The organism is Pseudomonas sp. IPO3747 (assembly GCF_013385245.1).
Taxonomy (GTDB): Bacteria; Pseudomonadota; Gammaproteobacteria; order Pseudomonadales; family Pseudomonadaceae; genus Aquipseudomonas; species Aquipseudomonas edaphica.
On the sequence record NZ_JACAQL010000007.1, the window covers coordinates 40,758 to 66,692 of the forward strand.

The 25,935-nt window shown below is 61.1% G+C and carries 26 protein-coding genes; 11 read left to right on the forward strand and 15 right to left on the reverse strand.

Going from position 1 to position 25,935, the window contains the following annotated elements; all coding sequences use genetic code 11:
- Positions 1-81 precede the first annotated feature (81 nt).
- The 6 genes from hemA (at position 82) to HX790_RS11035 (ending at position 5,446) form a co-directional block, all read left to right on the forward strand.
- Entirely contained in the window at positions 82-1,371 is a 1,290-nt protein-coding gene (gene hemA / locus HX790_RS11010) for a glutamyl-tRNA reductase (protein ID WP_017137638.1), read from the forward strand.
- Positions 1,368-2,450 carry a peptide chain release factor 1 gene (prfA, locus tag HX790_RS11015; RefSeq protein ID WP_099549221.1) on the forward strand — a complete coding sequence of 361 codons (1,083 nt, stop codon included), beginning with the start codon at positions 1,368-1,370 and terminating at the stop codon, positions 2,448-2,450. Before hemA ends, prfA begins: the two co-directional genes overlap by 4 nt.
- Positions 2,451-3,281: a peptide chain release factor N(5)-glutamine methyltransferase gene (prmC, locus tag HX790_RS11020; protein WP_099549222.1), complete on the forward strand. Its 831-nt coding sequence runs from the start codon at positions 2,451-2,453 to the stop codon at positions 3,279-3,281. It abuts the gene before it with no gap.
- The gene (locus HX790_RS11025; protein ID WP_099549223.1) at positions 3,275-4,030 is read left to right on the forward strand and encodes a molybdopterin-synthase adenylyltransferase MoeB; all 756 of its coding nucleotides are present in this window, start codon (positions 3,275-3,277) and stop codon (positions 4,028-4,030) included. Before prmC ends, HX790_RS11025 begins: the two co-directional genes overlap by 7 nt.
- Positions 4,023-4,817 carry a glutamate racemase gene (murI, locus tag HX790_RS11030; RefSeq protein WP_169986812.1) on the forward strand — a complete coding sequence of 265 codons (795 nt, stop codon included), beginning with the start codon at positions 4,023-4,025 and terminating at the stop codon, positions 4,815-4,817. Before HX790_RS11025 ends, murI begins: the two co-directional genes overlap by 8 nt.
- A gap of 110 nt (positions 4,818-4,927) precedes the next feature.
- A complete protein-coding gene (locus tag HX790_RS11035; RefSeq protein ID WP_017137633.1) occupies positions 4,928-5,446 on the forward strand; it encodes an acyloxyacyl hydrolase in 519 nt (172 codons plus the stop codon).
- Positions 5,447-5,578: 132 nt separating this feature from the next.
- On the opposite strand, the gene HX790_RS11040 is transcribed toward HX790_RS11035, so the two are convergent.
- From HX790_RS11040 to HX790_RS11095, 12 genes are all read right to left on the reverse strand, one after another.
- Complete coding sequence (locus tag HX790_RS11040) at positions 5,579-5,884, reverse strand: YkgJ family cysteine cluster protein (protein WP_176991532.1); 306 nt, start codon at positions 5,882-5,884, stop codon at positions 5,579-5,581.
- Between the two features lie 54 nt (positions 5,885-5,938).
- Positions 5,939-6,430, reverse strand: a complete 492-nt coding sequence (locus tag HX790_RS11045; protein ID WP_176991533.1) for a DUF2878 domain-containing protein — start codon at positions 6,428-6,430, stop codon at positions 5,939-5,941.
- Positions 6,423-7,694 carry a cyclopropane-fatty-acyl-phospholipid synthase family protein gene (locus HX790_RS11050; RefSeq protein ID WP_099549226.1) on the reverse strand — a complete coding sequence of 424 codons (1,272 nt, stop codon included), beginning with the start codon at positions 7,692-7,694 and terminating at the stop codon, positions 6,423-6,425. Before HX790_RS11050 ends, HX790_RS11045 begins: the two co-directional genes overlap by 8 nt.
- A complete protein-coding gene (locus tag HX790_RS11055; RefSeq protein ID WP_176991534.1) occupies positions 7,681-8,490 on the reverse strand; it encodes a DUF1365 domain-containing protein in 810 nt (269 codons plus the stop codon). The genes HX790_RS11050 and HX790_RS11055 overlap by 14 nt, the downstream gene beginning before the upstream one ends.
- Positions 8,487-9,734 (reverse strand): FAD-dependent oxidoreductase, encoded by a 1,248-nt coding sequence (locus tag HX790_RS11060; protein ID WP_176991535.1) that lies wholly within the window; start codon positions 9,732-9,734, stop codon positions 8,487-8,489. The genes HX790_RS11055 and HX790_RS11060 overlap by 4 nt, the downstream gene beginning before the upstream one ends.
- Positions 9,731-10,513: an SDR family oxidoreductase gene (locus tag HX790_RS11065; RefSeq protein WP_017137627.1), complete on the reverse strand. Its 783-nt coding sequence runs from the start codon at positions 10,511-10,513 to the stop codon at positions 9,731-9,733. Before HX790_RS11065 ends, HX790_RS11060 begins: the two co-directional genes overlap by 4 nt.
- A complete protein-coding gene (locus tag HX790_RS11070) occupies positions 10,510-10,932 on the reverse strand; it encodes a nuclear transport factor 2 family protein (RefSeq protein WP_017137626.1) in 423 nt (140 codons plus the stop codon). Before HX790_RS11070 ends, HX790_RS11065 begins: the two co-directional genes overlap by 4 nt.
- On the reverse strand, positions 10,925-12,367 hold the full coding sequence (gene phrB, locus HX790_RS11075) for a deoxyribodipyrimidine photo-lyase (RefSeq protein WP_017137625.1): 1,443 nt from the start codon (positions 12,365-12,367) through the stop codon (positions 10,925-10,927). Before phrB ends, HX790_RS11070 begins: the two co-directional genes overlap by 8 nt.
- Positions 12,368-13,297, reverse strand: coding sequence for a MerR family transcriptional regulator (locus HX790_RS11080; protein WP_176991536.1), 930 nt, complete (start codon positions 13,295-13,297; stop codon positions 12,368-12,370).
- A gap of 3 nt (positions 13,298-13,300) precedes the next feature.
- Positions 13,301-14,260, reverse strand: a complete 960-nt coding sequence (locus HX790_RS11085) for a DUF523 and DUF1722 domain-containing protein (protein WP_099549229.1) — start codon at positions 14,258-14,260, stop codon at positions 13,301-13,303.
- A gap of 113 nt (positions 14,261-14,373) precedes the next feature.
- Positions 14,374-14,589, reverse strand: coding sequence for a TIGR02450 family Trp-rich protein (locus HX790_RS11090; RefSeq protein WP_017137622.1), 216 nt, complete (start codon positions 14,587-14,589; stop codon positions 14,374-14,376).
- A complete protein-coding gene (locus HX790_RS11095; RefSeq protein WP_017137621.1) occupies positions 14,586-15,572 on the reverse strand; it encodes an NAD(P)/FAD-dependent oxidoreductase in 987 nt (328 codons plus the stop codon). The genes HX790_RS11090 and HX790_RS11095 overlap by 4 nt, the downstream gene beginning before the upstream one ends.
- 238 nt (positions 15,573-15,810) lie before the next feature.
- On the opposite strand from HX790_RS11095, the gene HX790_RS11100 reads away from it, so the two are divergent.
- On the forward strand, positions 15,811-16,710 hold the full coding sequence (locus tag HX790_RS11100; RefSeq protein WP_099549230.1) for a TIGR01777 family oxidoreductase: 900 nt from the start codon (positions 15,811-15,813) through the stop codon (positions 16,708-16,710).
- Between the two features lie 14 nt (positions 16,711-16,724).
- On the forward strand, positions 16,725-17,750 hold the full coding sequence (gene hemH / locus HX790_RS11105) for a ferrochelatase (protein ID WP_138451169.1): 1,026 nt from the start codon (positions 16,725-16,727) through the stop codon (positions 17,748-17,750).
- A gap of 71 nt (positions 17,751-17,821) precedes the next feature.
- Here hemH and HX790_RS11110 read toward each other — a convergent pair whose 3' ends face one another.
- From HX790_RS11110 to algW, 3 genes are all read right to left on the reverse strand, one after another.
- A complete protein-coding gene (locus HX790_RS11110) occupies positions 17,822-18,541 on the reverse strand; it encodes a DUF4198 domain-containing protein (protein ID WP_017137618.1) in 720 nt (239 codons plus the stop codon).
- A gap of 11 nt (positions 18,542-18,552) precedes the next feature.
- The gene (locus tag HX790_RS11115; protein ID WP_176991537.1) at positions 18,553-20,652 is read right to left on the reverse strand and encodes a TonB-dependent siderophore receptor; all 2,100 of its coding nucleotides are present in this window, start codon (positions 20,650-20,652) and stop codon (positions 18,553-18,555) included.
- 108 nt (positions 20,653-20,760) lie between these two features.
- Positions 20,761-21,915: a Do family serine endopeptidase AlgW gene (gene algW / locus HX790_RS11120; protein ID WP_017137616.1), complete on the reverse strand. Its 1,155-nt coding sequence runs from the start codon at positions 21,913-21,915 to the stop codon at positions 20,761-20,763.
- Between the two features lie 102 nt (positions 21,916-22,017).
- Here algW and HX790_RS11125 point away from each other — a divergent pair, with 102 nt between their 5' ends.
- The 3 genes from HX790_RS11125 to cysN all read left to right on the forward strand — a co-directional run bounded on the left by HX790_RS11125 (position 22,018) and on the right by cysN (position 25,846).
- Positions 22,018-22,776 (forward strand): Nif3-like dinuclear metal center hexameric protein, encoded by a 759-nt coding sequence (locus HX790_RS11125; RefSeq protein WP_017137615.1) that lies wholly within the window; start codon positions 22,018-22,020, stop codon positions 22,774-22,776.
- 240 nt (positions 22,777-23,016) lie between these two features.
- The gene (gene cysD / locus HX790_RS11130; protein WP_017137614.1) at positions 23,017-23,934 is read left to right on the forward strand and encodes a sulfate adenylyltransferase subunit CysD; all 918 of its coding nucleotides are present in this window, start codon (positions 23,017-23,019) and stop codon (positions 23,932-23,934) included.
- Between the two features lie 13 nt (positions 23,935-23,947).
- Positions 23,948-25,846 (forward strand): sulfate adenylyltransferase subunit CysN, encoded by a 1,899-nt coding sequence (cysN, locus tag HX790_RS11135; RefSeq protein ID WP_017137613.1) that lies wholly within the window; start codon positions 23,948-23,950, stop codon positions 25,844-25,846.
- Positions 25,847-25,935: the final 89 nt, after the last annotated feature.

The following is a 25,935-nucleotide window of genomic DNA, read 5'->3' on the forward strand; positions in this document are numbered from 1 at the left end:
AGGACAATAGACGACGGTGGTTGTTCTGGATCTTTCGAAGTAGGACAATTGTCGGCTTCCCGACATCATCAGCGATATTGAATGGCCTTCCTCGCACTCGGTATTAACCACAAGACTGCAACCGTAGACGTGCGCGAGCGCGTGGCGTTTACGCCAGAGCAGTTGGTTGAGGCCTTGCAGCAGCTCTGCCGGCTCACCGACAGCCGCGAAGCTGCGATCCTTTCGACCTGCAATCGCAGCGAGCTTTATATAGAGCAGGAACATCTCTCAGCGGATGTGGTGCTGCGCTGGCTGGCCGATTATCACCATTTGGATCTCGAGGACCTGCGCGCCAGTGCATATGTGCACGAAGAGGATGCGGCAGTTCGTCACATGATGCGCGTCGCCGCAGGGCTCGACTCGCTGGTGTTGGGCGAGCCGCAGATCCTCGGCCAGATGAAATCCGCCTACGCCGTGGCCCGCGAGGCTGGCACCGTCGGCCCGTTGCTTGGGCGTTTGTTCCAGGCTACGTTCAATTCGGCCAAGCAGGTGCGCACCGATACCGCCATCGGTGAAAACCCGGTGTCCGTCGCGTTCGCCGCCGTGAGCCTGGCCAAACAGATTTTCAGTGACTTGCAGCGCAGCCAGGCGCTGCTGATCGGCGCCGGTGAAACCATCACCTTGGTCGCTCGCCACCTGCATGACCTGGGCGTCAAGCGTATCGTGGTCGCCAACCGCACCCTGGAGCGCGCGAGCATCCTGGCCGAGCAGTTTGGCGCCCACGCGGTGTTGCTCTCGGACATCCCGGCCGAGCTGGTGCGCAGCGATATCGTCATCAGCTCCACCGCCAGCCAGTTGCCGATCCTGGGCAAAGGCGCGGTCGAGAGCGCGCTGAAGCTGCGCAAGCACAAACCGATCTTCATGGTGGATATCGCTGTTCCCCGTGATATCGAGCCTGAAGTCGGCGAGTTGGACGACGTTTACCTCTATAGCGTCGATGATCTGCACGAAGTGGTCGCCGAAAACCTCAAGAGTCGCCAGGGCGCAGCCCAGGCCGCCGAGGAAATGGTCAGCACCGGCGCCGAAGACTTTATGGTGCGCCTGCGTGAGCTGGCGGCGGTCGACGTGCTTAAGGCGTATCGTCAGCAGGGTGAACGCCTGCGCGATGAAGAATTGATCAAGGCCCAGCGCTTGCTGGCCAACGGCAGCAGCGCCGAAGAAGTGCTGATGCAATTGGCACGTGGCCTGACCAACAAATTGCTCCACGCCCCCAGCGTTCAGTTGAAAAAGCTTACCGCCGAAGGCCGCCTCGATGCGCTGGCCATGGCCCAGGAACTCTTTGCCCTCGGTGAGGGCGCGTCAGATAGCTCTTCGGATAAAAAACCGCAATGAAAGCGTCACTGCTCAATAAACTGGACGTGCTCCAGGACCGTTTCGAAGAACTGACCGCCTTGCTCGGCGATGGCGAGGTCATCTCCGATCAGACCAAGTTCCGCGCCTATTCCAAGGAATACGCCGAAGTTGAGCCGATTGTGGCCACCTATAAAAGCCTGATGAAAGTGCAGGCCGACCTCGAAGGCGCCCAGGCGCTGCTCAAGGACAGCGACCCGGACATGCGTGAAATGGCCGTGGAAGAAGTCCGCGAAGCCAAAGAGAAGCTGGCCGAGTTGGAAGGCGACCTGCAACGCATGCTGCTGCCCAAAGACCCGAACGACGGGCGCAACGTGTTCCTCGAAATCCGCGCCGGCACCGGTGGCGACGAGGCGGCAATCTTCTCCGGCGACCTGTTCCGCATGTACTCGCGCTACGCCGAGCGACGTGGCTGGCGGGTCGAGATTTTGTCCGAGAATGAAGGTGAGCACGGCGGCTATAAAGAAGTCATCGCCCGGGTCGAAGGTGACAACGTCTACGGCAAGCTTAAATTCGAGTCCGGCGCGCACCGCGTGCAGCGGGTTCCGGCGACTGAATCCCAGGGCCGTATCCACACCTCGGCGTGCACCGTGGCCGTGTTGCCCGAGCCGGACGAGCAGGAAGCCATTGAGATCAACCCGGCGGACTTGCGTGTCGACACCTACCGTTCGTCGGGCGCCGGTGGTCAGCACGTGAACAAGACCGACTCGGCGATCCGGATCACCCACTTGCCGTCGGGCATCGTGGTCGAATGCCAGGAAGAGCGTTCCCAGCACAAAAACCGTGCGCGGGCCATGTCCTGGCTGTCGGCCAAGCTCAACGACCAGCAGACCAGCGCCGCCGCCAACGCGATTGCCAGCGAGCGCAAGCTGCTGGTGGGCTCGGGCGACCGCTCCGAACGCATCCGCACCTACAACTTCGCCCAAGGCCGGGTCACCGACCACCGGGTCAACCTCACGCTTTACTCCCTCGACGAAATTCTCGCCGGCGGCGTTGATGCGGTGATCGAGCCTTTGCTGGCCGAATACCAGGCCGATCAATTGGCGGCGATAGGTGAATAAATGACCATTATTGCCAGCCTCCTGCGCGCCGCTGACCTGCCTGACTCGCCCACCGCGCGTCTGGATGTGGAACTGTTACTGGCCGCTGCCTTGGGCAAATCGCGCAGCTACTTGCACACCTGGCCGGAAAAAATCGTCAGCAGCGAAGATGCGCTGACCTTTGCCGATTACCTGCAGCGTCGCCGCACGGGTGAGCCGGTGGCCTACATCCTCGGTCAGCAGGGTTTCTGGAAGCTCGACCTGGAGGTCGCGCCGCACACGCTGATCCCGCGCCCGGAAACCGAGCTGCTGGTGGAAGCCGCCCTTGAATTGTTGCCGGCCACGCCTGCCAAGGTCCTCGACCTGGGCACCGGCAGCGGCGCGATCGCCCTGGCCCTGGCCAGCGAACGCCCGGCCTGGCAGGTCACTGCCGTTGACCGTGTGCTCGAAGCCGTAGCCCTGGCCGAACGCAACCGCCAGCGCCTGCACCTGAAGAACGCCACGGTGTTGAACAGCCATTGGTTCAGCGCGCTGCAAGGCCAGCGCTTCGAATTGATCATCAGCAACCCGCCTTACATTGCCGATAATGATCCGCACCTGGTGGCAGGCGATGTGCGCTTTGAACCGGCCAGCGCCTTGGTGGCGGGCCATGATGGGCTGGACGATCTGCGGTTGATCATCGCTCAGGCCCCAGCCCACTTGAATACCGGTGGCTGGCTGCTGCTCGAACACGGTTACGACCAAGCTGCGGCGGTACGTGATTTGTTGTCGGGTGAGGGCTTTGAAGAGGTCCACAGCCGCATCGACCTCGGCGGCCACGAACGCATCACGTTGGGGCGCCGCCCGTGCTGACCGACCAGGAGCTGTTGCGCTATAGCCGACAGATTCTGTTGCAACATGTCGACATCGAAGGCCAGCTGCGTCTTAAAAACGGCCATGCGCTGATTGTCGGCCTCGGCGGCTTGGGTGCGCCAGTCGCGTTGTACCTGGCCGCTGCCGGCGTGGGCGAGTTGCACCTGGCAGACTTCGACACTGTCGACCTGACCAACCTGCAACGCCAGATCATCCACGACACCGACAGCGTCGGGCAGGCCAAGGTCGATTCGGCCATGCGTCGCCTGGCCGGCATCAACCCCGAAATTACGTTGGTCGCCCATCGCACTGCGCTGGATGCCGATTCACTCGCCGCCGCAGTGGCCGCGGTAGACGTGGTGCTCGATTGCAGCGACAACTTCGCCACCCGTGAAGCCGTCAACGCCGCTTGTGTTGCGGCTGGAAAACCATTGGTCAGCGGTGCGGCCATTCGCCTGGAAGGGCAATTGTCAGTGTTCGACCCGCGCCGCGACGAAAGCCCGTGCTACCACTGTTTATATGGGCACGGCAGCGACACCGAGCTGACCTGCAGCGAAGCCGGTGTGGTCGGTCCGTTGGTCGGGCTGGTCGGTAGCCTGCAAGCACTGGAAGCGCTGAAGTTGCTGGCAGGCTTTGGTGAACCCTTGGTGGGGCGCTTGCTACTGATCGACGCCTTGACCACGCGTTTTCGCGAACTGCGCGTCAAGCGCGACCCCGGCTGCAGCGTTTGCGGGACGGCCCATGGTTAAGGACGCGCCCATCGGTGTGTTCGATTCCGGCGTCGGCGGCCTGTCGGTGCTGGATGAAATCCAGCAGTTGTTGCCCCATGAGTCACTGCTGTACGTGGCTGATGGCGGGCATATCCCCTACGGTGAAAAATCCCCGGCGTTCATTCTTGAGCGTAGCCGTTTGGTCGCCGAGTTTTTTCGTGAACAAGGCGCCAAAGCCTTTGTGATTGCCTGCAACACCGCAACCGTCGCCGCCGTGGCTGATTTGCGCCAGGACTATCCCGACTGGCCTTTGGTGGGTATGGAGCCGGCGGTCAAGCCAGCCGCCGCTGCCACCCGCAGTGGCGTGGTCGGCGTGCTCGCCACCACCGGCACATTGCAAAGTGCCAAGTTCGCAGCATTACTCGACCGCTTTGCCACCGACGTGCGGGTGATTACCCAGCCGTGCCCGGGCCTGGTGGAGTTGATCGAAACCGGTGACCTCAACAGCACCGCGCTGCGCCAGCTGTTGCAGGGCTATGTCGACCCGCTGCTGAGCGCCGGTTGTGACACCATCATCCTCGGCTGTACCCATTACCCCTTCCTCAAGCCGCTTCTGGCACAGATGCTTCCTCCTAGCATCATCCTGATCGACACCGGCGCTGCCGTGGCGCGTCAGCTCAAGCGTCTGTTGGGCGAACGTAACCTGCTGTCGCCCGGCAAGCCTGAGCCAGCGCAGTTCTGGACCAGCGGCGACGTCGATCACCTAAGAAATATCCTACCGACACTCTGGAAATCTCCCGGTGTTGTGCGTAATTTTGGCTTGTGAAAAATTCGTGAAACATCGCGGTTAGAAGCTGAACTTCTGGCATCGCGCAAGCTTCTATAGCGTTAGCCTGTACAAAACCATACGACTTCGATCTCAAAGGATGTGCTCTTATGAAGCGCTTGTTCTGTTTGGCTGCGATTGCGGCCGCTGTGGTGGGACACTCAGTTTCGGCCCAGGCCGCCGGCCTGGAATTTGGGGTGGGGGGCACCAGCGATTCGACCATGACCTATCGGTTGGGGCTGACGTCGGATTGGGATAAAAGCTGGTGGCAGAGTGATACGGGCCGACTGACCGGCTATTGGAGCGGCGCTTACACCTACTGGGATGGCGACAAACGCGCGAGTGTCAGCAGCCTGTCGTTCTCGCCGGTGTTTGTGTACGAGTTTGCCGGGGAGAAGGTCAAGCCCTATATAGAAGCCGGGATCGGTGTCGCGGTGTTTTCACGTACGCGGGTTGAAGACAACAACATCGGCCAGGCCTTCCAGTTCGAAGACCGACTGGGCTTTGGTTTGCGCTTTGCCGGTGGGCATGAAGTGGGCATTCGCGCCACGCACTATTCCAATGCGGGCATCAGCAGCAATAACGACGGGGTAGAAAGCTACTCGTTGCACTACACCTACCCGTTGTAACTCTCAAGCCTGAGCAAAACCATGTGGGAGCTGGCTTGCCTGCGATGCAGACACCTCGGTTTATCAGTTACACCGAAGTGATGCTATCGCAGGCAAGCCAGCTCCCACATTTTATATCCACCACATTTTGGCTCAGCGATACGCCGTCGCAATGCCCTGGCGCTCTTCCAGGCACTCCGGCGCACCCATCTCGAATTCCCGACAGATCAACGGCCGCAGCTCGTAGATCGTGCACATCATCGTGTCCCGATCCAGCGCCGCGCACCAGCCGTCATCCAGGCGCAGCATCACTTCACCGCCCCAGTCGTCGGTATCGATATAGCGTTGCGGCACACCCGTGTCGGTAATCAGCATGACTTCCAGCTGGCAGCAGCAGGCCGCGCACGTCGAGCAGGTGACGGCGGGTTCGGTGATTTGAGTGTGGGGGATGTTGGTCATAGGCGCGCAGTGTAAGGCAAGCGCGCTGGGTGCGCATGAATGCTCTGACGGACGTCAGTGGCCAAGCTGTCGCGCCACCCAGTGCATGACGGGGAACAGGATCGCCCAAAGCAGCGCCAGGCCGATCAGCGTTAGCGTTGTGTCGTAGCCGAAACGCACACCGGCCAATTGGCTGCCGGCGTAGTAAGACAACGGCCCGCCCACCGCACCCAGCAGGCTGGCGCGCCACCAGGGTTGTGCGCTCCAGGCCAGGCAATGGCGCAGCGTAGTCGCGAGCAGTGCCCATAGCATGATTAGCCAGAAGGGAATCAGCGGCCCTGGAAAACCGAAGTGAAACACGCCAAAGGTGCGCAACGAGGTATCGACCACGGTGCCCAAAAGGGTCACGGCCAGGAGCACTTGGCCGTCTTCAGACCATGAGCTTGTCCACAGCAGGTGGATGACCAGCACGCCAGCGCCCACCCATAACCAGCGGGTGTCACCGCCCAGCACACAGGCAAACCAACCGCACTGGAACAGCACGGCATTGGCCAGCGTTTTAAGCACTGAAACGCCCGAGCAACGGCGGGTTGATCGCCGCAGGCTTGGCCAGCAGCAACTGCGCGGTACCGATCGTTCGCTCCATAAACCCACCTTCGCAGTAGCACAAGTAGAATTCCCACAGGCGCAGGAAGTATTCATCGTAGCCCAACTCGGCAAGGCGGCCATGGGCGCGACGGAAGTTCTCATGCCACAGGCGCAAGGTGCGCGCGTAGTGCAAGCCGAAGTCTTCCATGTGCAGCAGGTTCATGTCGGTGTCGCGGCTGACGATCTGCAACATGTTCTGCACGGAAGGCAGGGCGCCACCGGGGAAAATATAGCGCTGGATAAAGTCGACGCTGTTCTTGGCCTGCTCAAAACGCTGCTCACGAATGGTGATGGCTTGCAGCAGCATCAGGCCGTCGCTTTTGAGCAGGTGCGCGCATTGCTTGAAGTAGGTGGGCAGGAAGCGATGGCCGACCGCTTCGATCATCTCGATGGACACCAGCTTGTCGTACTGACCGGTCAGGTCGCGATAATCTTGCAGCAGCAGCTTCACCTGATCCTTGAGGCCCAAGGCCTCGATGCGTTTTTCGGTGTAGGCAAACTGTTCTTTGGACAAGGTCGTGGTGGTGACCTTGCAGCCATAGTGCTGCGCCGCATACAACGCCATGCTGCCCCAGCCGGTGCCGATTTCGAGCAAATGGTCAGTGGGTTTGAGCGCAAGCTTCTGGCAGATGCGTTCCAGCTTGTTCAACTGCGCCTGTTCCAGGCTGTCGTCGGGCGTCAGAAACTGCGCCGCCGAATACATCATGGTCGGGTCGAGGAATTCCTCGAACAGGTCGTTGCCCAGGTCATAGTGGGCGGCGATATTTTTCTGCGAGCCCTTGCGGGTGTTGCGGTTAAGCCAGTGCAGGCCTTGGGTGAACGGTCGCGCCAAGCGCGCCAGGCCGCCTTCCATTGCGTCAAGCACATCAAGGTTGCTGACCATCACACGCACCACGGCGGTGAGGTCCGGGCTGCTCCAGTAACCGTGGATAAACGCCTCGCCGGCGCCGATCGAGCCATTGGCGGCCACCAAGCCCCAGACCGCCGAATCGTGGATCTGGATTTCGCCCAACAAATGCGCTTCGCGTGCGCCGAACACCTGGCGTTCACCCTCTTCAATCACTACCAACTGGCCGTGGCGCAGTTGGCTGAGCTGGCGCAGTACACCTTTGCGCAACAGCGCACTGGTCACGCCGTTGACGTTCAGGCGGTTGGTCTTGACCGATAAGCTAGGGGATTTCATGGCGGCGATCCTTGGTATACCCGACTGCGGTGCGAGAGGCGCCATCGGCGGCCTGATGGGAAAAAATCGGTGTGCGTTTGAGCAACAGGCGCATGGCTTGCCAGTAAATCGCCAGGCAGGTCTTGGCGGTCATCCACGGGAAGCGCCACAGGTAACGATGCAGGCTGGCGCGGGTCAGCGTTTCTTTTTGCAGGCTCAAGGTGGCGTCGAAGACTTTTTGCGTGCCCCGCCAATCGGCCATGTGCACACCCAGCCTGTCGGCCGGGGGGCTGAAACTCATGCGGTATTCCAGGTCGCGGGGTAAAAACGGCGACACATGGAACGCCTTGGCCACGGCGAAGTGCTGGTGTTCCTCGGCGCCGAGCGCCTGGGCCGGCAGCACATAGTGGTAACGCTCGCGCCACGGGGTGTTGGTTACTTCACACAGGATCGCGGCCAGTTGCCCGTCGGCCTCGAAGCAGTAGAAGAAACTCACCGGGTTAAAAGCCAGGCCCCAACTGCGGGCCTGGGTCAGTAGGCAGATAACGCCCCGGGGCTCGCGCCCCAGTGCCTTGCCGACTTCCTGGCGCACGGCATCGCTCAAGCTCATGCCGTGACGCGTGAATTCACGCAGGTAGTCCTGCTGGCGAAAGCCGAAGGGCGCCAGGCGGCTGTTGCCGGCCAGGTGTGATAGGCCGAGCACTTCGTCTTGTTCGCTCAAGTCCAGGTACAGCAGGCCGATGCGGTAGCGAAAGGCGTGGGCCTTGGGCGCAAACCGGCGATGGGCGATCCAGCCGCTGTACAGGGCGCTGTTCATAGGGTTTCGCCAAAGGCCTGGGCCACGCGTAATGCGCTGCTCACGCCGTCTTCATGAAAACCGTTGGCCCAGTAGGCGCCGCAGTAAAAGGTGTGCCGCGCACCGTGCAATTCTTCCCAGCGGTTTTGTGCGGCCACTGCCGCAAGGCTGTATTGCGGATGCGCATAGGTGTAGCGCGCGAGGATCTTCAGCGGGTTGATCATCGGCGTCTGGTTGAGGCTGACGCAAAAGGTGGTGTCGCTGTGGATGCCTTGCAGGATGTTCATGTCGTAAGTGACGGCCGCCTGGGTTTGCGCGCTGCCGCTCAGGCGATAATTCCAGCTGGCCCAGGCCAGTTTGCGATCGGGCAGCAGGCGCGTGTCGGTGTGCAGCACCACGTCATTGTCGGCGTAGGGCAGGGCACCAAGAATGTCCTGCTCAGCCTGGCTCGGGTCGGCCAGCAACGCCAAGGCCTGGTCGCTGTGACAGGCGAACACCACGCGGTCAAAGGTCTCGCTGCCGGCGAGGCTGTGGATAACCACGCCGTCGCCTGTGCGTTCGACTTTATCCACAGGGCAGTTCAGGCGGATCTGCTCGCGAAAACTGCGGGTCAAAGGTTCGATATAACTGCTGGAACCACCTTCGATCACGCACCATTGCGGCCGATTGTTCACCGACAGCAACCCGTGGTTCTTGAAGAACCGCACAAAGAACTGCAACGGAAAACCGAGCATGTCCGCCAGCGACATCGACCAGATCGCCGCGCCCATCGGCACGATGTAATGGCGGATAAAGCGTGGGCCATAACCCCCGGCCTCGAGGTAGTCGCCCAGGGTCATATCGGCACTGATGCGTTGCTCTTGCAGGTCCAGCGGTGCCTGGCGATTAAAGCGCAGAATGTCGCGCAACATGCCCCAGAATCCCGGCGAGAGAATATTGCGGCGCTGGGCAAACAGGCTGTTGAGGTTATTACCGTTGTACTCGAAACCTGCGTTCTGGTCGCACACCGAAAAGCTCATTTCGGTGGGCTTGAAGGTCACGCCAATCTGCCCGAGCAGACGGATGAAATTAGGGTAGGTCCAGTCGTTGAACACGATAAAACCGGTGTCCACGGCATAGGGTTTACCTTTGACCGTGACGTTGACCGTGTGAGTGTGCCCGCCAATGCGCTCGCCCGCCTCAAACAGCGTGATGTCGTGGCGCCGACTGAGCAGGTAAGCGCTGGTCAGCCCGGCGATACCGCTGCCGATGATGGCGATCTTCACAGGTCGTCCTTCTTCGGTGGCGGGCTGCGCAGCATGCGTTTGCCGATAATCAGTTGCGCGCGGTTGGGCAGTTTCGACAATGGCCACAAGGTGGCGATAAACATCGCGGGGAAGGCGATTTCCAGCGGGCGCTTTTCCAATTTGGCGAAGATATGCCGCGCAGCCTTTTCGGCGGACCAGCTCAGCGGCATCGGGAAATCATTGCGTTCGGTCAGCGGGGTGTCGACAAAGCCCGGGCTGATCACCGTGACGTCGATGTTCTCCGGCGACAGGCTGATGCGCAGCGATTCGAACAGGTAACGCAGCCCGGCCTTGGACGCGCCATAGGCTTCGGCGCGTGGCATTGGCAGGTAGGTCACGGCGCTCGCAACGCCGACCAGATGTGGGGTGAGCCCTTTGCGCAACAGCGGCAGTGCAGCTTCGATGCAATAGCTGCTGGCAAGCAGGTTGGTGCGCACCACGTGCTCGACGATGGAGGAGTCGAATTGCCGGGCGTCGACATACTCACAGGTGCCGGCGTTGAGGATCACCGTATCCAATGAACCCCAGACCTCGCCGATGCGTTCGCCGATCTCGCGCACGGTCTGGCTGTTGGTCAGGTCGCCGGCTACCACCAGCACTTGGCCTGGATAACGCTGGGCGAACGCTTCCAGCGGGCCTTTGCTGCGCGAGCTGAGCGCCACATGCGCGCCACTGTTGAGCAGTTCGACGGCCAGTGCGGCACCGATGCCACTGCTGGCGCCGGTCAACCAATAACGGCGGGGCGGTACAAGGCTCATCCCATTCTCCTTTTTAGCCAACTGACCACACGGCCGACTACCGGTAAGTGTTCATAGAGCAACGCGCCCGCATCGAAATAATCGCGATGGCGGTAGACCTTGTCGCGCCACATCAGGTGCGAGCAACCTTCCACCCGGATTACCTTGCCATTGGCCAGGCGCGGGTGGCAAAAACTCATTTTCCAGCGCAGGTAGCCTTCACCTTCGGCGACCTGGTCGAAGCCATGGAAGTCAAAACGCAACTGGCTGATGTTGCTGTACATCTCGGTGAAGTAACCGCGCAAAGCGGGCAGCCCATGCACTTCGTGCAGCGGATCGGTGAAGGCAATGTCCTGGCTGTACAAGCTGTCGAGCAGGTGCAGGTTGTGCTTGTCCAGCGTGGTAAAGGCTTGGGCGAACCGGTGCAGGAAGTCACTCATGTTCGGCGACCTCCTGGCGTGAAGGCAGGTTGCGGAAGGCGGCGAGGGCGCGCTCGCGGGATTTTTTCAGGTCGACAATCGAGCGTGGGTAATCTGCCGCGCCGAACAGGCCACCGGCGGCTTCGGGGTTGTGCACTTCTTTTTTGTTCAGCGCCGCCAACTCTGGCAGCCAGTGCTTGATGAACACCCCTTCGCTGTCGAACTTTTCCGACTGGCTCAACGGGCTGAAAATCCGGAAGTACGGTGCCGCGTCGGTGCCGGTGGACGAACTCCACTGCCAGCCGCCGTTGTTGGCGGCCAGGTCGCCGTCGATCAAGTGGCGCATAAAGAAGCGCTCGCCTTCGCGCCAGTCGATCAGCAGGTTCTTGGTCAAAAACATCGCCACCACCATGCGCAGGCGATTGTGCATCCAACCGGTTTCCAGCAGTTGGCGCATGGCTGCGTCAATGATCGGCAGGCCGGTGCGCGCTTGCTGCCAGGCGGCCAAGTCCTTGGGCGCATCGCGCCAGGCCAGTGCCTCGGTTTCGGGGCGGAACGCACGGTGGCGTGAGACCCGTGGGTAACCGACCAGAATGTGTTTATAGAACTCGCGCCACAGCAACTCGTTGATCCAGGTGATGGCGCCGATATCGCCGCTTTCGAACTCGCCCTGGTTGGTTTGCAGGGCGGCGTGCAGGCACTGGCGCGGCGAAACCACACCGGCGGCGAGGTAGGCCGAGAGCTGGCTGGTGCCGGGTTTGGCCGGGAAGTCGCGTTCGTCTTTGTAGTAGCTGATCTGTTGGTCGGCGAAGGCGTCAAGGCGACGCCGGGCTTCTTCTTCACCGGCGGGCCAGAAAGCGCGCAAGGTCTCGCTGGGCGGCGCGAAACCGTCGACCTGATCCGGGATGGCGTCGCTGTGCACATCCTGCGGTGCCTGTTGTTGCGGCGTGGCCACCAGGCGCGGCAAGGCGCTGTGCAGGCGGCTGTAGCAGACCTTGCGGAACTGACTGAACACCTGAAAGTAAGTGCCGGTTTTGGTCAGCACGCTGCCGGGTTGGAAAAACAGTTGGTCGAGGTAGCTGTGGAACGTCACACCGTCAGCCTCCAGGGCGTTGGCCACGGCCACATCGCGACGGCTCTCGTGGATGCCGTATTCCTCGTTGACGTGCACCGACTCCACTGACAGTTCCCGGCACAGTTTGCCCAGCACGGCGGGCGCCTGGTCCCAGGTGTCGGCGGTGCGAATCAGCAAGGGAATGTTCAGTTCGCCAAGGGCCTGGCTCAGGTGCTTGAGGTTACGCAGCCAGAAATCGACTTTGCAGGGTGCATCATCATGGGCCAGCCATTGCTGCGGCGTGATCAGGTACACGGCGGCAACCGGGCCGCGCTGGCAGGCGGCGGCGAGGGCGGTGTTGTCGTGTAGGCGCAAGTCGGTGCGCAGCCAGATCAAATGCATTTAGACAATTCCACGCTGGATCAGTAACTGGTGGGCTGACAAGGGGTCTTCGGCCACGAACAATTCAGGAGTGTCACGGGTTAATACGGCTAACTCGTCCTGGTGGATGCATACCGTTGGTCCGGCAATCAAAATTGGGCAACTGATGCCGCCCAACAGTTTGCCGAGTGCCGACAAGTGGAGGGCTTTGCTTGAGTACAGCAGCACCGCACGCGGTTGCAGGTGTTCCACGGACAGGGCCAGTTCGCCGGTCGGCAAAGGCCAATCAAAAACCTCCACGGGGCAGTCGGCGCTGCTGGCCAGCCAGGCGCTAAGCCACAGGTGTGGCTCCAGGGGCACGTCTGACTGGTTGACCAGCAGCAACGGCGCGCCCTGGAGCTGGCGGTTGTTGTGGTAAATGCGCGCGCCGAACTTGCTGCGCAGCCAGGACAGAAAAAACACTCGCTCCATTTGCGCGCCGAACTGGCCCTGCCAGCGTTGCTCCAGCGCGTTGAGCAGCGGCAGCATCAATTGCTCACACAAGGTGCGCGGCGGGTACAGCGCCATGGCCTGGTTGAACAGGTCGTCGACCCGGCGTTCGGCCAATTCGCTGATTGCGGTGAGCAGTTTATGACGCAGCACATGCCATTCATTTTCGACGCTGTCGGGGCTGGCCTGGGCGGAATCGATCAAGCCTTTGACCTGGCTGACCGGCACACCACGGTTGAGCCAGGTCAGAATGGTGTGGATGCGTTGTACATGTTCGGCGCTGAACAGCCGATGGCCCTTGGGCGTGCGCTGGGGCACGATCAGGCCATAACGGCGCTCCCAGGCGCGCAGGGTCACGGCGTTGACGCCGGTCTGGCGCGCCACTTCGCGAATCGGCAGCCAGCCGTCTTCGATGGCTTGGGCGATGTCTTCGACAGGGTCGTCTTGCAGGGCAGGTGTCATGGTCTAGATCGCATTACGCAGGCTGAGGTTTTCCGGGTGCGGCTGCAGGTACGCCTGCTGCGCGATGTAGCGGTCCGGGTGTTGGCGAAAGTGATGTTTGAGCAAGGTCAGCGGCACTACCAGCGGCACGATGCCGGTGCGGTATTGGCCGATGACGGTTTGCATTTCCTGCTTGTCATCGGCGCTGATGGCTTGTTTGAGGTAGCCGCTGATGTGTTGCAGCACATTGGTGTGGGTGCCGCGTGTGGCGCACTTTTTCAGGCCGGTCATCAGCTCGCTGAAATAGCCGGCGGCCAGTTCATCCAGGTTGATGCTCTTGCCCATGCTGCCCAGCAGGTGGCCAAGGCTTTTGTAATGCACAGGGCTGTGGGCCATCAGCAGGTATTTGTAGCGCGCGTGGAACGCCAACAGGCGGTGACGGGTGATGCCCTCAGCCAGCAATTCTTGCCAGCTGGCGTACACGAACACGCGGGTGAGGAAGTTCTCGCGCAGCACCGGGTCATTCAACCGGCCGTCTTCTTCCACCGGCAGGTTGGGGTGGCGTGCGCAAAACGCCTGGGCATAAATGCCGCGCCCGCCGCCATCAACGGGCGTGCCGTTGTCGCGGTAGACCTTGACCCGCTCCAGCCCGCACGACGGCGACTTCTGCATGAAGATGTAGCCGCACAGGTCTGTGTGTTCCACAGCCATCTGCTGGCCGTAATCATCCAATGGCTGCGTCACATTGAGGTCACGGTGCACGGTGCCGACCGCCTGCGGGTGGACAGGGTCGCCCACCAGGCGAATCGGTTCGCGGGGGATGCCCAGGCCGATCGCCACTTCGGGGCACAACGGCACGAAGTCGAAATAGTCGGCGAGCGTTTGGCTGCACAGCAGGGATTGTTTGTGTCCGCCGTTAAAGCGCACGTTTTCGCCGAGCAGGCAGGCACTGATGGCGATCTTCGGTTTTGCGCTGCTGGACATGCTCAACCCTCTGCGAAATTCCTATACAGATTTATAACTCTGTACAACTAAATCTCATCATAGGTTTGATGCTGTACAAGTCAAATTATTTGTATAAGTATTTTCAGCGCCCGCTATTTCCAACCCATGCGCCAGTCTTCGGCATTTTGCAGGGTTTGCCACGGGAGGCGTTCGGCGCGGCGGGTCATGACCGCTTGCAGCTCGATTTCGAGCACGGTGCCTTCGTCATCACGGAACAGTTCGGTGACGAGGAAGTGTTTTTCCTTGTTGCGCGGGCGTGCTGCTGTCCACTTCGACAACAGCAATTTCGTCGGGTTGAGACGGTTCATTGCAGGTGTTCGATCAGGCGGCGTGCGGCCTCCTGGCCGCTGAGCCACGCGCCTTCGACCCGCCCGGACAGGCACCAGTCACCACACACATACAAGCCCAGGTCGGCGTCGGCCAGCACGCCAAATTCATGCCGCTCCGACGGCCTGGCGTAGAGCCAGCGATGGGCCAGGCTAAAGGACGGTGCGGGCATGGCGCTGTGCAGCAGTTCGGCGAAGGCACCGTGCAGGTGTTCGATTACCGCCTCTTTGGGCAAGTCGAGATTGGCCTTGCTCCAGGCGCTGGTGGCATGCAACACCCAGGTGTCGAGGGTGGCGTCACGCCCGGGTTTACTGCGGTTGCGCGCCAGCCAGTCGAGCGGGCTGTCTTGCACAAAGCAGCCTTGCATCGGCGTATCCAGCGGCGTGTCAAAGGCCAGCGCGACGGCCCAGGTGGGGTCCATCTTCACCCCGGCGGCGGCACTTGCAAGCTTGGGCGCAGCGGCCAGCAGGGCGGTGGCCTGGGGCGCCGGCGTGGCAATGACTACGTGGCTGAACGGGCCATGATTGCCGCCGTCGGCGTCCAGCAGGTTCCAGTGCTGCTTGCCTTGGAACACTTCGGTGATGCGGCAACCGAACTCAACCGGCAAGTCGTCAAGCAGTGCGCGGGTAATAGCGCTCATGCGCGGCGTGCCGACCCAGCGGATCTGCTCGTCGGGGGAGGGCGTGAGCTGGCCGGACTTGAAGTTGTACAGCTGCGGTTTCCACTGTTCGGCCCAGCCGTTGCTTTGCCAGCGCTGTACTTCGTTGACGAAGCGCCGGTCGCGGGCCGTGAAGTATTGTGCGCCCATGTCCAACGCGCCGGCATCGCTGCGCTTGCTGGACATGCGGCCACCACTGCCACGGCTTTTATCGAAGAGTTGTACAACGTGCCCCGCGTCTCGTAACGCTCGGGCGGCGGAAAGACCGGCGATGCCGGTGCCGATGATCGCGATGGGAACAGTCATTGGGGGCCTCGTTTTACCTTTGGGTACAGACTACGCCGACACCCATAGCTGTACAATATTGTTTTTTGGTATAAGTTTTGGCGTACCTGTTCTAACGGCGTGACCTAAGGTTAAGGGTGAGGGGTTAAGAAGGAGGCCTGAACCGGCCTCTGAAACCAACGTAACGCCCACTTACAAAAGATCCATGCTTATAAAATAGACTAGCGATGGGCGGCAAACGTTACATGAGGAGAAACCCATGCATATTTTGCTGACCGGCGGTACGGGCTTGATCGGTCGCCAACTCTGTCTGCACTGGCTTGCCCAAGGGCATCGCCTGACCGTGTGGAGCCGCGAGCCGGATACCGTGGCCAAATGGTGCGGTGCCGAGGTGCTCGGTGTTGGCCGCTTGCAAGACGTGATCGGCACGGTGGATGCGGTGGTCAACCTGGCGGGCGCGCCGATTGCCGATCGCCCATGGACCAAAAAGCGCAAGGCATTGCTGTGGAGCAGCCGCATCGGCCACACCGAAACCTTGCTGGCTTGGATGCAAGGCCTGGCGCAAAAGCCGGCGGTGTTGATTTCCGGCTCTGCAGTGGGCTGGTATGGCGACGGCGGCGAGCGCGAACTGACCGAAGCCAGTGGCCCGGTGCAGGATGATTTCCCCAGCCAACTGTGCATCGCCTGGGAAGAAACCGCGTTGCGCGCCGAAGCCTTCGGCACCCGCGTGGTGCTGGTGCGCACTGGCCTGGTGTTGGCGGCCAAGGGCGGCTTTTTGTCGCGCCTGCTGCTGCCGTTCAAACTGGGGCTGGGCGGGCCGATCGGCAATGGTCGGCAGTGGATGCCGTGGGTCCATATCAAAGATCAAATCGCCCTGATTGATTTTCTTCTGCACAACGACGACGCCAGCGGTCCTTATAATGCCTGCGCGCCACACCCGGTACGTAATCGCGAGTTTGCCAACACCCTGGGCCAGGTGCTGCACCGCCCAGCGTTCATGCCGATGCCGGCGTTTGCCTTGAAGGTCGGTCTGGGCGAGTTGTCCGGGTTGTTGCTGGGCGGGCAGAAGGCCGTCCCCGAACGGTTGCTGGCCGCCGGTTTCACTTTTCAGTTCACTGAGTTGCACGCGGCACTGGAAGACTTGTCCAGCCGCCTCTAGCCATAGGATGTTGCATGACGGATCACGCGTTGTTACTGGTCAACCTGGGTTCACCGGCGTCCACTTCGGTGGCCGATGTGCGCAGCTACCTTAATCAGTTCCTGATGGACCCTTATGTGATCGACCTGCCGTGGCCGGTGCGGCGCTTGCTGGTGTCGCTGATCCTGATCAAGCGCCCTGAGCAATCGGCGCATGCCTACGCCTCGATCTGGTGGGAAGAGGGTTCGCCGCTTGTGGTCCTGAGCCGTCGCTTACAAGCGCAAATGACCCAGCAGTGGACCCACGGCCCGGTGGAGCTGGCGATGCGCTACGGCGAGCCGTCGCTTGAAACCACCCTCACGCGCCTCGCGGCTCAAGGCATTCAAAAAGTCACCCTGGCGCCGTTGTATCCGCAGTTCGCTGACAGCACCGTGACCACGGTGATCGAAGAAGCCAAGCGTGTGGTCCGCGACAAGAAGCTCAACGTGCAGTTTTCTATCTTGCAGCCGTTCTACGATCAGCCGGAATACCTCGACGCCTTGGTCGCCAGCGCTCGGCCGTACGTGGCACAGGAATTCGATCACTTGTTGCTGAGCTTCCATGGGTTGCCTGAGCGCCATCTGAAAAAACTCGACCCCACAGGCCAGCATTGCTTCAAGGATGCTGACTGCTGCAAGAACGCTTCGCCCGAGGTGCTTGCCACCTGCTACCGCGCCCAGTGCTTCAGCGTGGCGCGCGACTTTGCCGCGCGCATGGGCTTGCCGGAGGGCAAGTGGTCGGTGGCGTTCCAGTCACGGCTGGGCCGTGCCAAGTGGATCGAACCCTACACCGAGGCCCGCCTGGAGACCTTGGCCCAGCAAGGCGTGAAAAAGCTGCTGGTGATGTGTCCGGCGTTTGTAGCGGACTGCATTGAGACGCTGGAAGAGATTGGTGATCGCGGGCTGGAGCAGTTCCGCGAGGCAGGGGGCGAGGAGTTGGTGTTGGTGCCGTGCTTGAACGATGAGCCGCAGTGGGCGGTGGCGCTCAATACGCTGTGCGAGCGGGCGCCAGTAGCGCTGTAGTCCGAGTGTCGAAACGATAGAGATCAACTGTGGGAGCCGGGCAAGCCCGCTCCCACAGTGTTTTTCAGGGTCTATTCGTGGTGCGGTTCACCGAGGAAGGTCAACGAAGTAAACAGCCCGCGGGTGGCCACGTCGGCGTTGTCCTTGAGCGGAATCTCCACCTGCGCGGCAATCACATTCAACCCTTCATTACGCACCAGCACCTGGGCGCGGCCGTCCTTGTCGGTCTCAGTGCTCAAGGTGTTCGGCGCATTGCGATAATCGCCCACCAGCTTGATCCCCGCCGCCGGTTTGCCGTCCAGCAGCACCCGCACCGGCAGTGACTTGCCTGGCCCTACGGTCAGCGGGTCGACTTCCGGCAGGATCAGCAGCTTGATCTGATCCAGTTTGGGCAGCTTCGCCCCCGGCTGGTAAATCGCCAGGCTGTACTTGAAGGTCTGGGTCGACTCAATCGCGCCTGGCACTTGGCTACGGCCCTGGTTGATCCACTTCTTGTCCGGCGTCTGCGACCACATCCCGTTATCCAACGCCACGGCTAAAACGGCGGGCGATTTGAGTGGCTTGAGGCGTGCGTGGTCGGCCAGGCGCTCCACGGTGACCGGGATCATTTTGCCGCTGGCGTCATACGCCCAGGCGCCGCTGATTTTCTGCGCCTTGAAGGCATTGTCTTCGGCGCCGTGGCCGTAGATCACTTCGATATTGCCGCGTCGTTGTTCGGTCCACAGGCCGTGGGCCGAGACTTGGCTGGCAAACAGCAGGCCGATCACGGCCAGGGATTTGAAGGCTTGCATGGGGCATCCTTTTACAGGTTAAGGGTCAGGCTGACGGTGAAGTTGCGCGGCTCGCCGGGAGTGACCCAGTAATTGCTGTAGGAGCGCTCGTAGTACTTTTCGTCGAATAGGTTGTTGAGGTTCAGGCCCACCGTGACGCTATCGCTGGCTTTGTAATGCGCCAGCAGGTCGACGGTGTGGTAGGCGGGCAGTTCGAACTGGCTGCCGGCCTCGCCGGAGCGATCACCGACGTAGGTGAACGCCGCGCCCAGGTCCGAGCCGCGCAGCGCGCCATTCTGGAATTCATACACACCCAGCAGACTGCCGCTGCGCTTGGCTACGCCCAGAATCCGGCTGCCGGTGGGGATGGATTTGTCGCCCTTGGTCACTTCGGCGTCGATATAGGCAAAGGCGCCGATCACGCGTACCGCGTCCGTCACTTGCCCGCTCAGTTGCAGGTCAAAGCCCTGGCTGCGCGCCTTGCCTATGGCGCGGCTGTTGTTGAGGGTGGCCGGGTCCTGGGTCAGAACATTTTCTTTTTCGATATGGAAGGCGGCGAGCGTGGTGCTCAAACGGTCGTCGAACAGCTCGCTCTTGATCCCCACTTCATAGCCCACGCCTTCTTCGGGCTTGAAGGATTTGCCGCCGGCATCCACACCGTTGTTGGGTTTGAACGAGGTTGACGCGTTGGCGAACACCCCGACTTGCGGCGTTAGCTGATAGAGCAGACCGGCGCGTTGAGTCAGGGCGTCGTGGGTATGCCGGCTCTTGGCGTGGTTGCGGGTGAAGTCGTCGGTGCGTTGTTCGACATGCTCGAAGCGCGCACCGAGCATGCCGCGCAGGCGGTCGGTGAAGATGATCTGGTCTTGCAGGTTCAGCGCCTGGCTTTTCGTCTGTTCGAAGACGTCGGTGCCGGTGCGTGCGCCGTTGGGTTTGGTCTGGCCGTAGATCGGGTTATAGATGTCGATGGGGTAGAGGCTGCCGGCAACCGCCGACACGCGTTCCTTCTTGCGGTAGTCCTCGTATTCGCCGCCGATCAACAGTTCGTGCTGCCAACTGCCGATGTCGAACTGGCCGCGCAGTTCCAGCTGGGTGATGCTGTCGTGCCAACCGGTGGAGCGTTCGCGCAGGCGGCGGTTAACGGTATGGCCGTTGGCATTCAGCGCACGACTTTCCGAGGCGTCACCCCACAGGCTGCCCTGTTTGTAGTGGCTGGCCAGGCGCAGTTTCCAGGCGTCATTAAGGTGATGTTCCAACGCGGCCTGGATGCGATTGTTGTGGTTGCGGATATTGCCGTCGTTGGGTTCGCCGAGGAAGGTCGAGCGGGACATGCCATGGTTGGCGACGATGCCCCGGTCGAAGGTGGAGCTGTGGCGCACGAACTCGCTTTCTACGAGAAGGCTGGTGTCGGGGTCCAACTGCCAACTGAATGATGGCGCGACGAACACGCGCTGGGCGTCGACGTGATCGCGGAAGCTGTGGTTGTCTTCCACGGCCAGGTTGACCCGCGACAGCACGCGGCCTTCGCTGTCCAGCGGCGTGTTCACATCCAGTGCGGTGCGATAGCGGTCCCAGCTGCCGGCACTGGTTTGCACGGTGGTAAAGGCTTCGGGCTGCGGCTTCTTGGTGACAATGTTCACGGTGCCGCCCGGATCGCCACGGCCGTACAGGCTGGCTGCGGGACCTTTGAGCACTTCAATGCGCTCGATGTTGGCCGCGTCCGGGGTGCTCGGGTAGCCACGGTTGGCGCTGAAACCGTCCTGGTAGAACTCCGACGTGGTGAAGCCGCGCACGCTGTACTCGTAAAGCGTCAGGCCGCCGAAGTTGTTTTGCTTGGACACGCCGCCGGCAAACTCCAGAGCACGTTCCACGCTGGTGCTGCCCAGGTCCTCGAGCACCGTGGCAGGAATCACGCTGATTGATTGTGGGATGTCGCGCAGATCGGTGTCAGTTTTGGTCGCGCTGGCGGAACGGGTGGCGCGGTAGCCTTTGACGGGGCCGGTGGCGGATTCATAGGCGTCGGAGGTGACGCTGATGGTGTCCAGTTCGACAGTGTTGTCATCGGCGTAGGCGGGGTCCAGCAGCAAACCCAAGGCCAGGCCAGCAACGGGGGCGAATCTTTGAGACGGCATGATAGAGCGTTCCAATAGCGATATTGAAACAATATAACATGACCATTGAGAATGGATTTCTTTTGAAATATTCGGTAACAGGAGCCCGCGAACGGGCTCCCGTAGCCGTTATTCCTCTTCTTTCACCGGGGCGGGTGGCGGGCGCAGGCCGATCTCTGCCGACAGCTTGATCTCTTTGCCGTTGCGCATTACCAGGATCGACACCTTATCGGTCGGCTTGATCCGCGCCACCTGGTTCATCGACTTGCGGCCATCACCGGCCGGTTCCCCGTCGATGCTCAGGATCACATCGCCCAACTGCAGGCCGGCTTTCTGCGCCGGGCCGTCGCGGAAGATCCCGGCCACCACGATGCCCGGGCGCCCGGTCAAGCCGAACGACTCGGCCAGTTCCTTGGTCAACGGCTGTACTTCGATGCCCAGCCAGCCACGGATTACCTGGCCGTGCTCGATGATCGACTTCATCACTTCCATTGCCAGCTTCACCGGGATCGCAAAGCCGATGCCCTGGGAACCGCCGGACTTGGAGAAAATCGCCGTGTTGATACCGGTCAGGTTGCCATTGGCATCCACCAATGCGCCGCCAGAGTTCCCCGGATTGATCGCCGCGTCAGTCTGGATAAAGTCTTCGTAGCTGTTGAGCCCCAACTGGTTACGCCCGGTGGCGCTGATGATGCCCATGGTCACGGTCTGGCCGACGCCGAACGGGTTGCCGATGGCCAGCGCGACATCACCGACGCGCAGCCCTTCGGATCGGCCGATGGTAATCGAGGGCAGGCTCTTGAGGTCGATCTTCAGCACCGCAAGGTCGGTTTCCGGGTCGCTGCCGACCACGCGGGCCAGGGTTTCACGGCCGTCGCGCAGGGCCACTACAATCTGGTCGGCGCCGGTGGTCACGTGGTTGTTGGTGAGGATGTAACCTTCCGGGCTCATGATCACCCCGGAACCGAGGCTGGATTCCATCCGGCGCTGCTTGGGCCCGTTGTCGCCGAAATAGCGGCGAAACTGCGGGTCTTCAAACAACGGATGCGCCGGTTTATTGATGACCTTGGTGGTGTACAGGTTGACCACTGCAGGCGCGGCGATGACCACCGCGTCGGCGTAGGTGACCGGGCCTTGCACCACCGAGCTGCTTTGTGGGGCCTGTTGCAGGTTCACATCAAGGCTGGGTAAGCCCACCCATTGGGGATAACGCTGAATAATCAGCATCGCGATCAGCACGCCAGCCAACAATGGCCATCCAAAAAAACGCAGTGCCTTGAGCATCAAGTAAGTCCTGACAGGTTGCAGGGGGCGGGATAGCGCCCATAATGTCGCGCATTATACGAGGCTGCGAGCGCCTCGGAACGGGATATTTAGGAGTCTTTTATGGCTGTCCCCCTTAGCACCCTGGTCGAGGAAGCGGACCGCTACCTTGGCAGCGCAAAAATTGCCGATTATTGCCCCAATGGCTTGCAGGTCGAGGGGCGCCCGCAGGTGATGCGCATTGTCAGCGGCGTCACGGCCAGCCAAGCGTTGCTGGACGCCGCCGTCGAAGCCCAGGCCGACCTGGTGCTGGTGCACCACGGTTATTTCTGGAAAGGCGAAAACCCGTGCATTACCGGCATGAAGCAGCGCCGCCTGAAAACCCTGCTCAAGCACGACATCAGCCTGCTGGCCTACCACCTGCCGCTGGACCTGCACCCGGAAGTGGGCAACAACGTGCAACTCGCCCGTCAGCTGGATATCACCGTCGAAGGCCCGCTGGACCCCAGCAACCCGAAAATCGTCGGCCTGGTCGGCTCCCTGGCCGAACCCTTGTCGCCGCGTGATTTTGCCCGACGCGTGCAGGATGTAATGGGTCGCGAGCCACTGTTGATCGAAGGCAGCGAGATGATCCGCCGGGTGGGTTGGTGCACCGGCGGCGGCCAAGGCTACATTGATGATGCTATTGCCGCAGGCGTTGACTTGTATCTGAGCGGCGAAGCGTCCGAGCAGACCTTCCACAGCGCGCGGGAAAACGACATCAGCTTTATTGCTGCGGGCCATCACGCTACTGAGCGTTATGGCGTGCAGGCACTGGGTGACTATCTGGCACGGCGTTTCGCGCTGGAACATCTGTTCATCGATTGCCCCAACCCAATCTAAGGAACACCAAGGCTCAAATGTGGGAGCTGGCTTGCCTGCGATTGCATCACCTCGGTTTGCCTGAATGACTGAGGTGCCTGTAGAGCAGACAAGCCAGCTACCACAAGCCAAACTGAGGGGCATATTCATATACCGTTTCGATCTAGCTGGCTCCCTGAATAGAAGAAGGTGCTGTGCTAGCATGCCCCGCTCGAACACGGCCCGCTGGCCGTCCATAAGATCGTTTTTCCGTGAGTAGCCATGGTCGACAAACTGACGCATCTGAAACAGCTGGAGGCGGAAAGCATCCACATCATCCGCGAGGTCGCCGCCGAGTTCGACAACCCGGTGATGCTCTACTCGATCGGTAAAGACTCCGCCGTGATGCTGCATCTGGCGCGCAAGGCCTTCTTCCCGGGCAAATTGCCGTTCCCGGTGATGCACGTCGACACCCGCTGGAAATTCCAGGAGATGTACAAGTTCCGCGACAAAATGGTCGAAGAACTGGGCCTGGACCTGATCACCCACGTCAACCCTGATGGTGTGGCGCAGGGCATCAACCCGTTCACCCACGGCAGCGCCAAGCACACCGACATCATGAAGACCGAAGGCCTCAAGCAGGCCTTGGACAAGCATGGTTTCGACGCAGCCTTCGGCGGTGCCCGTCGCGATGAAGAGAAGTCCCGCGCCAAAGAGCGTGTGTACTCGTTCCGTGACAGCAAACACCGCTGGGACCCGAAGAACCAGCGCCCGGAGCTGTGGAACGTCTACAACGGCAACGTCAACAAAGGCGAGTCGATCCGTGTGTTCCCGCTGTCCAACTGGACCGAGCTGGACATCTGGCAGTACATCTACCTCGAAGGCATCCCGATTGTGCCGCTGTACTTCGCCGCCGAGCGCGACGTGATCGAGAAGAACGGCACGTTGATCATGATCGACGACGACCGCATCCTCGAGCACTTGTCCGACGAAGACAAAGCCCGAATCGTCAAAAAGAAAGTACGTTTCCGTACCCTTGGCTGCTACCCGTTGACGGGCGCGGTGGAGTCCGAAGCCGAGACGCTGACGGACATCATTCAGGAAATGCTCCTGACGCGAACTTCCGAGCGCCAGGGCCGGGTCATCGATCACGATGGCGCAGGCTCGATGGAAGATAAAAAACGTCAGGGTTATTTCTAAGGGGCTGTCACCAATGTCGCATCAATCTGATTTGATCAGCGAGGACATCCTCGCCTACCTGGGCCAGCACGAGCGCAAAGAGATGTTGCGCTTCCTGACCTGCGGCAACGTCGACGACGGCAAGAGCACCCTGATCGGGCGCCTGCTGCACGACTCCAAGATGATCTACGAAGATCACCTGGAAGCCATTACCCGTGATTCGAAAAAATCCGGCACCACGGGCGATGATATCGACCTGGCCTTGCTGGTTGACGGCCTGCAGGCCGAGCGTGAACAGGGCATCACCATCGACGTTGCCTACCGCTACTTCTCCACCGCCAAGCGCAAATTCATCATCGCCGATACCCCCGGCCATGAGCAGTACACCCGCAACATGGCCACCGGTGCGTCCACCTGTGACCTGGCGATCATTCTGATCGACGCCCGCTACGGCGTGCAGACCCAGACCCGCCGCCACAGCTATATCGCCTCGTTACTGGGCATCAAGCACATCGTGATTGCCGTCAACAAGATGGACATCAATGGCTTTGACCAAAGCGTGTTCGAGTCGATCAAGGCCGATTACCTGAAGTTTGCCGAGGGCATTGCGTTCAAGCCGAGCACCATGGCGTTCGTACCGATGTCGGCGCTCAAGGGCGACAACGTGGTGAACAAGAGCGAGCGTTCGCCCTGGTACACCGGCCAGTCGTTGATGGAGATTCTTGAAACCGTCGAGATCGCCAACGACCGCAACTACACCGACCTGCGTTTCCCGGTGCAGTACGTCAATCGTCCGAACCTGAACTTCCGTGGTTTCGCCGGCACCCTCGCCAGCGGCATCGTGCACAAGGGCGATGAAGTCGTGGTGCTGCCGTCGGGCAAGAGCAGCCGCGTCAAATCCATCGTCACCTTCGAGGGTGAGCTGGAACACGCAGGCCCAGGCCAGGCCGTGACCCTGACCATGGAAGACGAGATCGACATCTCCCGTGGCGACCTGTTGGTGCATGCCGACAACGTGCCGCAAGTCACCGACGCTTTCGACGCCATGCTGGTGTGGATGGCCGAAGAGCCGATGCTGCCGGGCAAGAAATATGACATCAAGCGCGCCACCAGCTACGTGCCGGGTTCGATCACCAGCATCGTGCACCGCGTGGACGTGAACACCCTGGCCGAAGGCCCGGCAAGTTCGCTGCAACTGAACGAGATTGGCCGGGTCAAGGTCAGCCTCGACGCCGCCATTGCGTTGGATGGCTATGACAGCAACCGCACCACTGGTGCGTTTATCGTCATCGACCGTTTGACCAACGGTACTGTGGCTGCGGGCATGATTATTGCGCCGCCGGTGGGCCATGGTGGCGCTGCGCAACACGGCCGCCTTGCTCATGTAGCCACCGAAGAGCGCGCCCAACGCTTCGGCCAGCAACCGGCTACCGTGTTGTTCAGCGGCCTGTCCGGCGCCGGCAAAAGCACCTTGGCCTACGCGGTTGAGCGCAAGCTGTTTGACATGGGCCGTGCGGTATTCGTACTGGATGGCCAGAACCTGCGCCGCGACTTGAACAAGGGCTTGCCGCAGGACCGCGTCGGGCGTACCGAAAACTGGCGCCGTGCTGCTCACGTGGCGCGTCAGTTCAACGAAGCCGGCCTGCTGACCCTGGCCGCGTTTGTTGCCCCGGATGCCGAAGGCCGTGAACAGGCCAAGGCGTTAATCGGCAGCGACCGCTTGCTCACCGTCTACGTGCAGGCCTCGCCGCTGGTGTGCGCCGAGCGTGATCCGCAAGGCCTGTACGCGGCGGGCGGGGACAACATCCCAGGCGAGTCCTTCCCGTACGACGTGCCGTTGAATGCCGACTTGGTGATCGACACCCAGGCCACGTCGCTGGAAGACAGCGTCAAGCAAGTGCTGGAGCTGTTGCGCCAGCGCGGCGCGATCTAAACCTCGCCGCCACAAAAAAGCCCGCCACCGATCATTCGGTGGCGGGCTTTTTACTTTCTCAAGGTCTGGCGCGGTCACTGTGGGAGCTG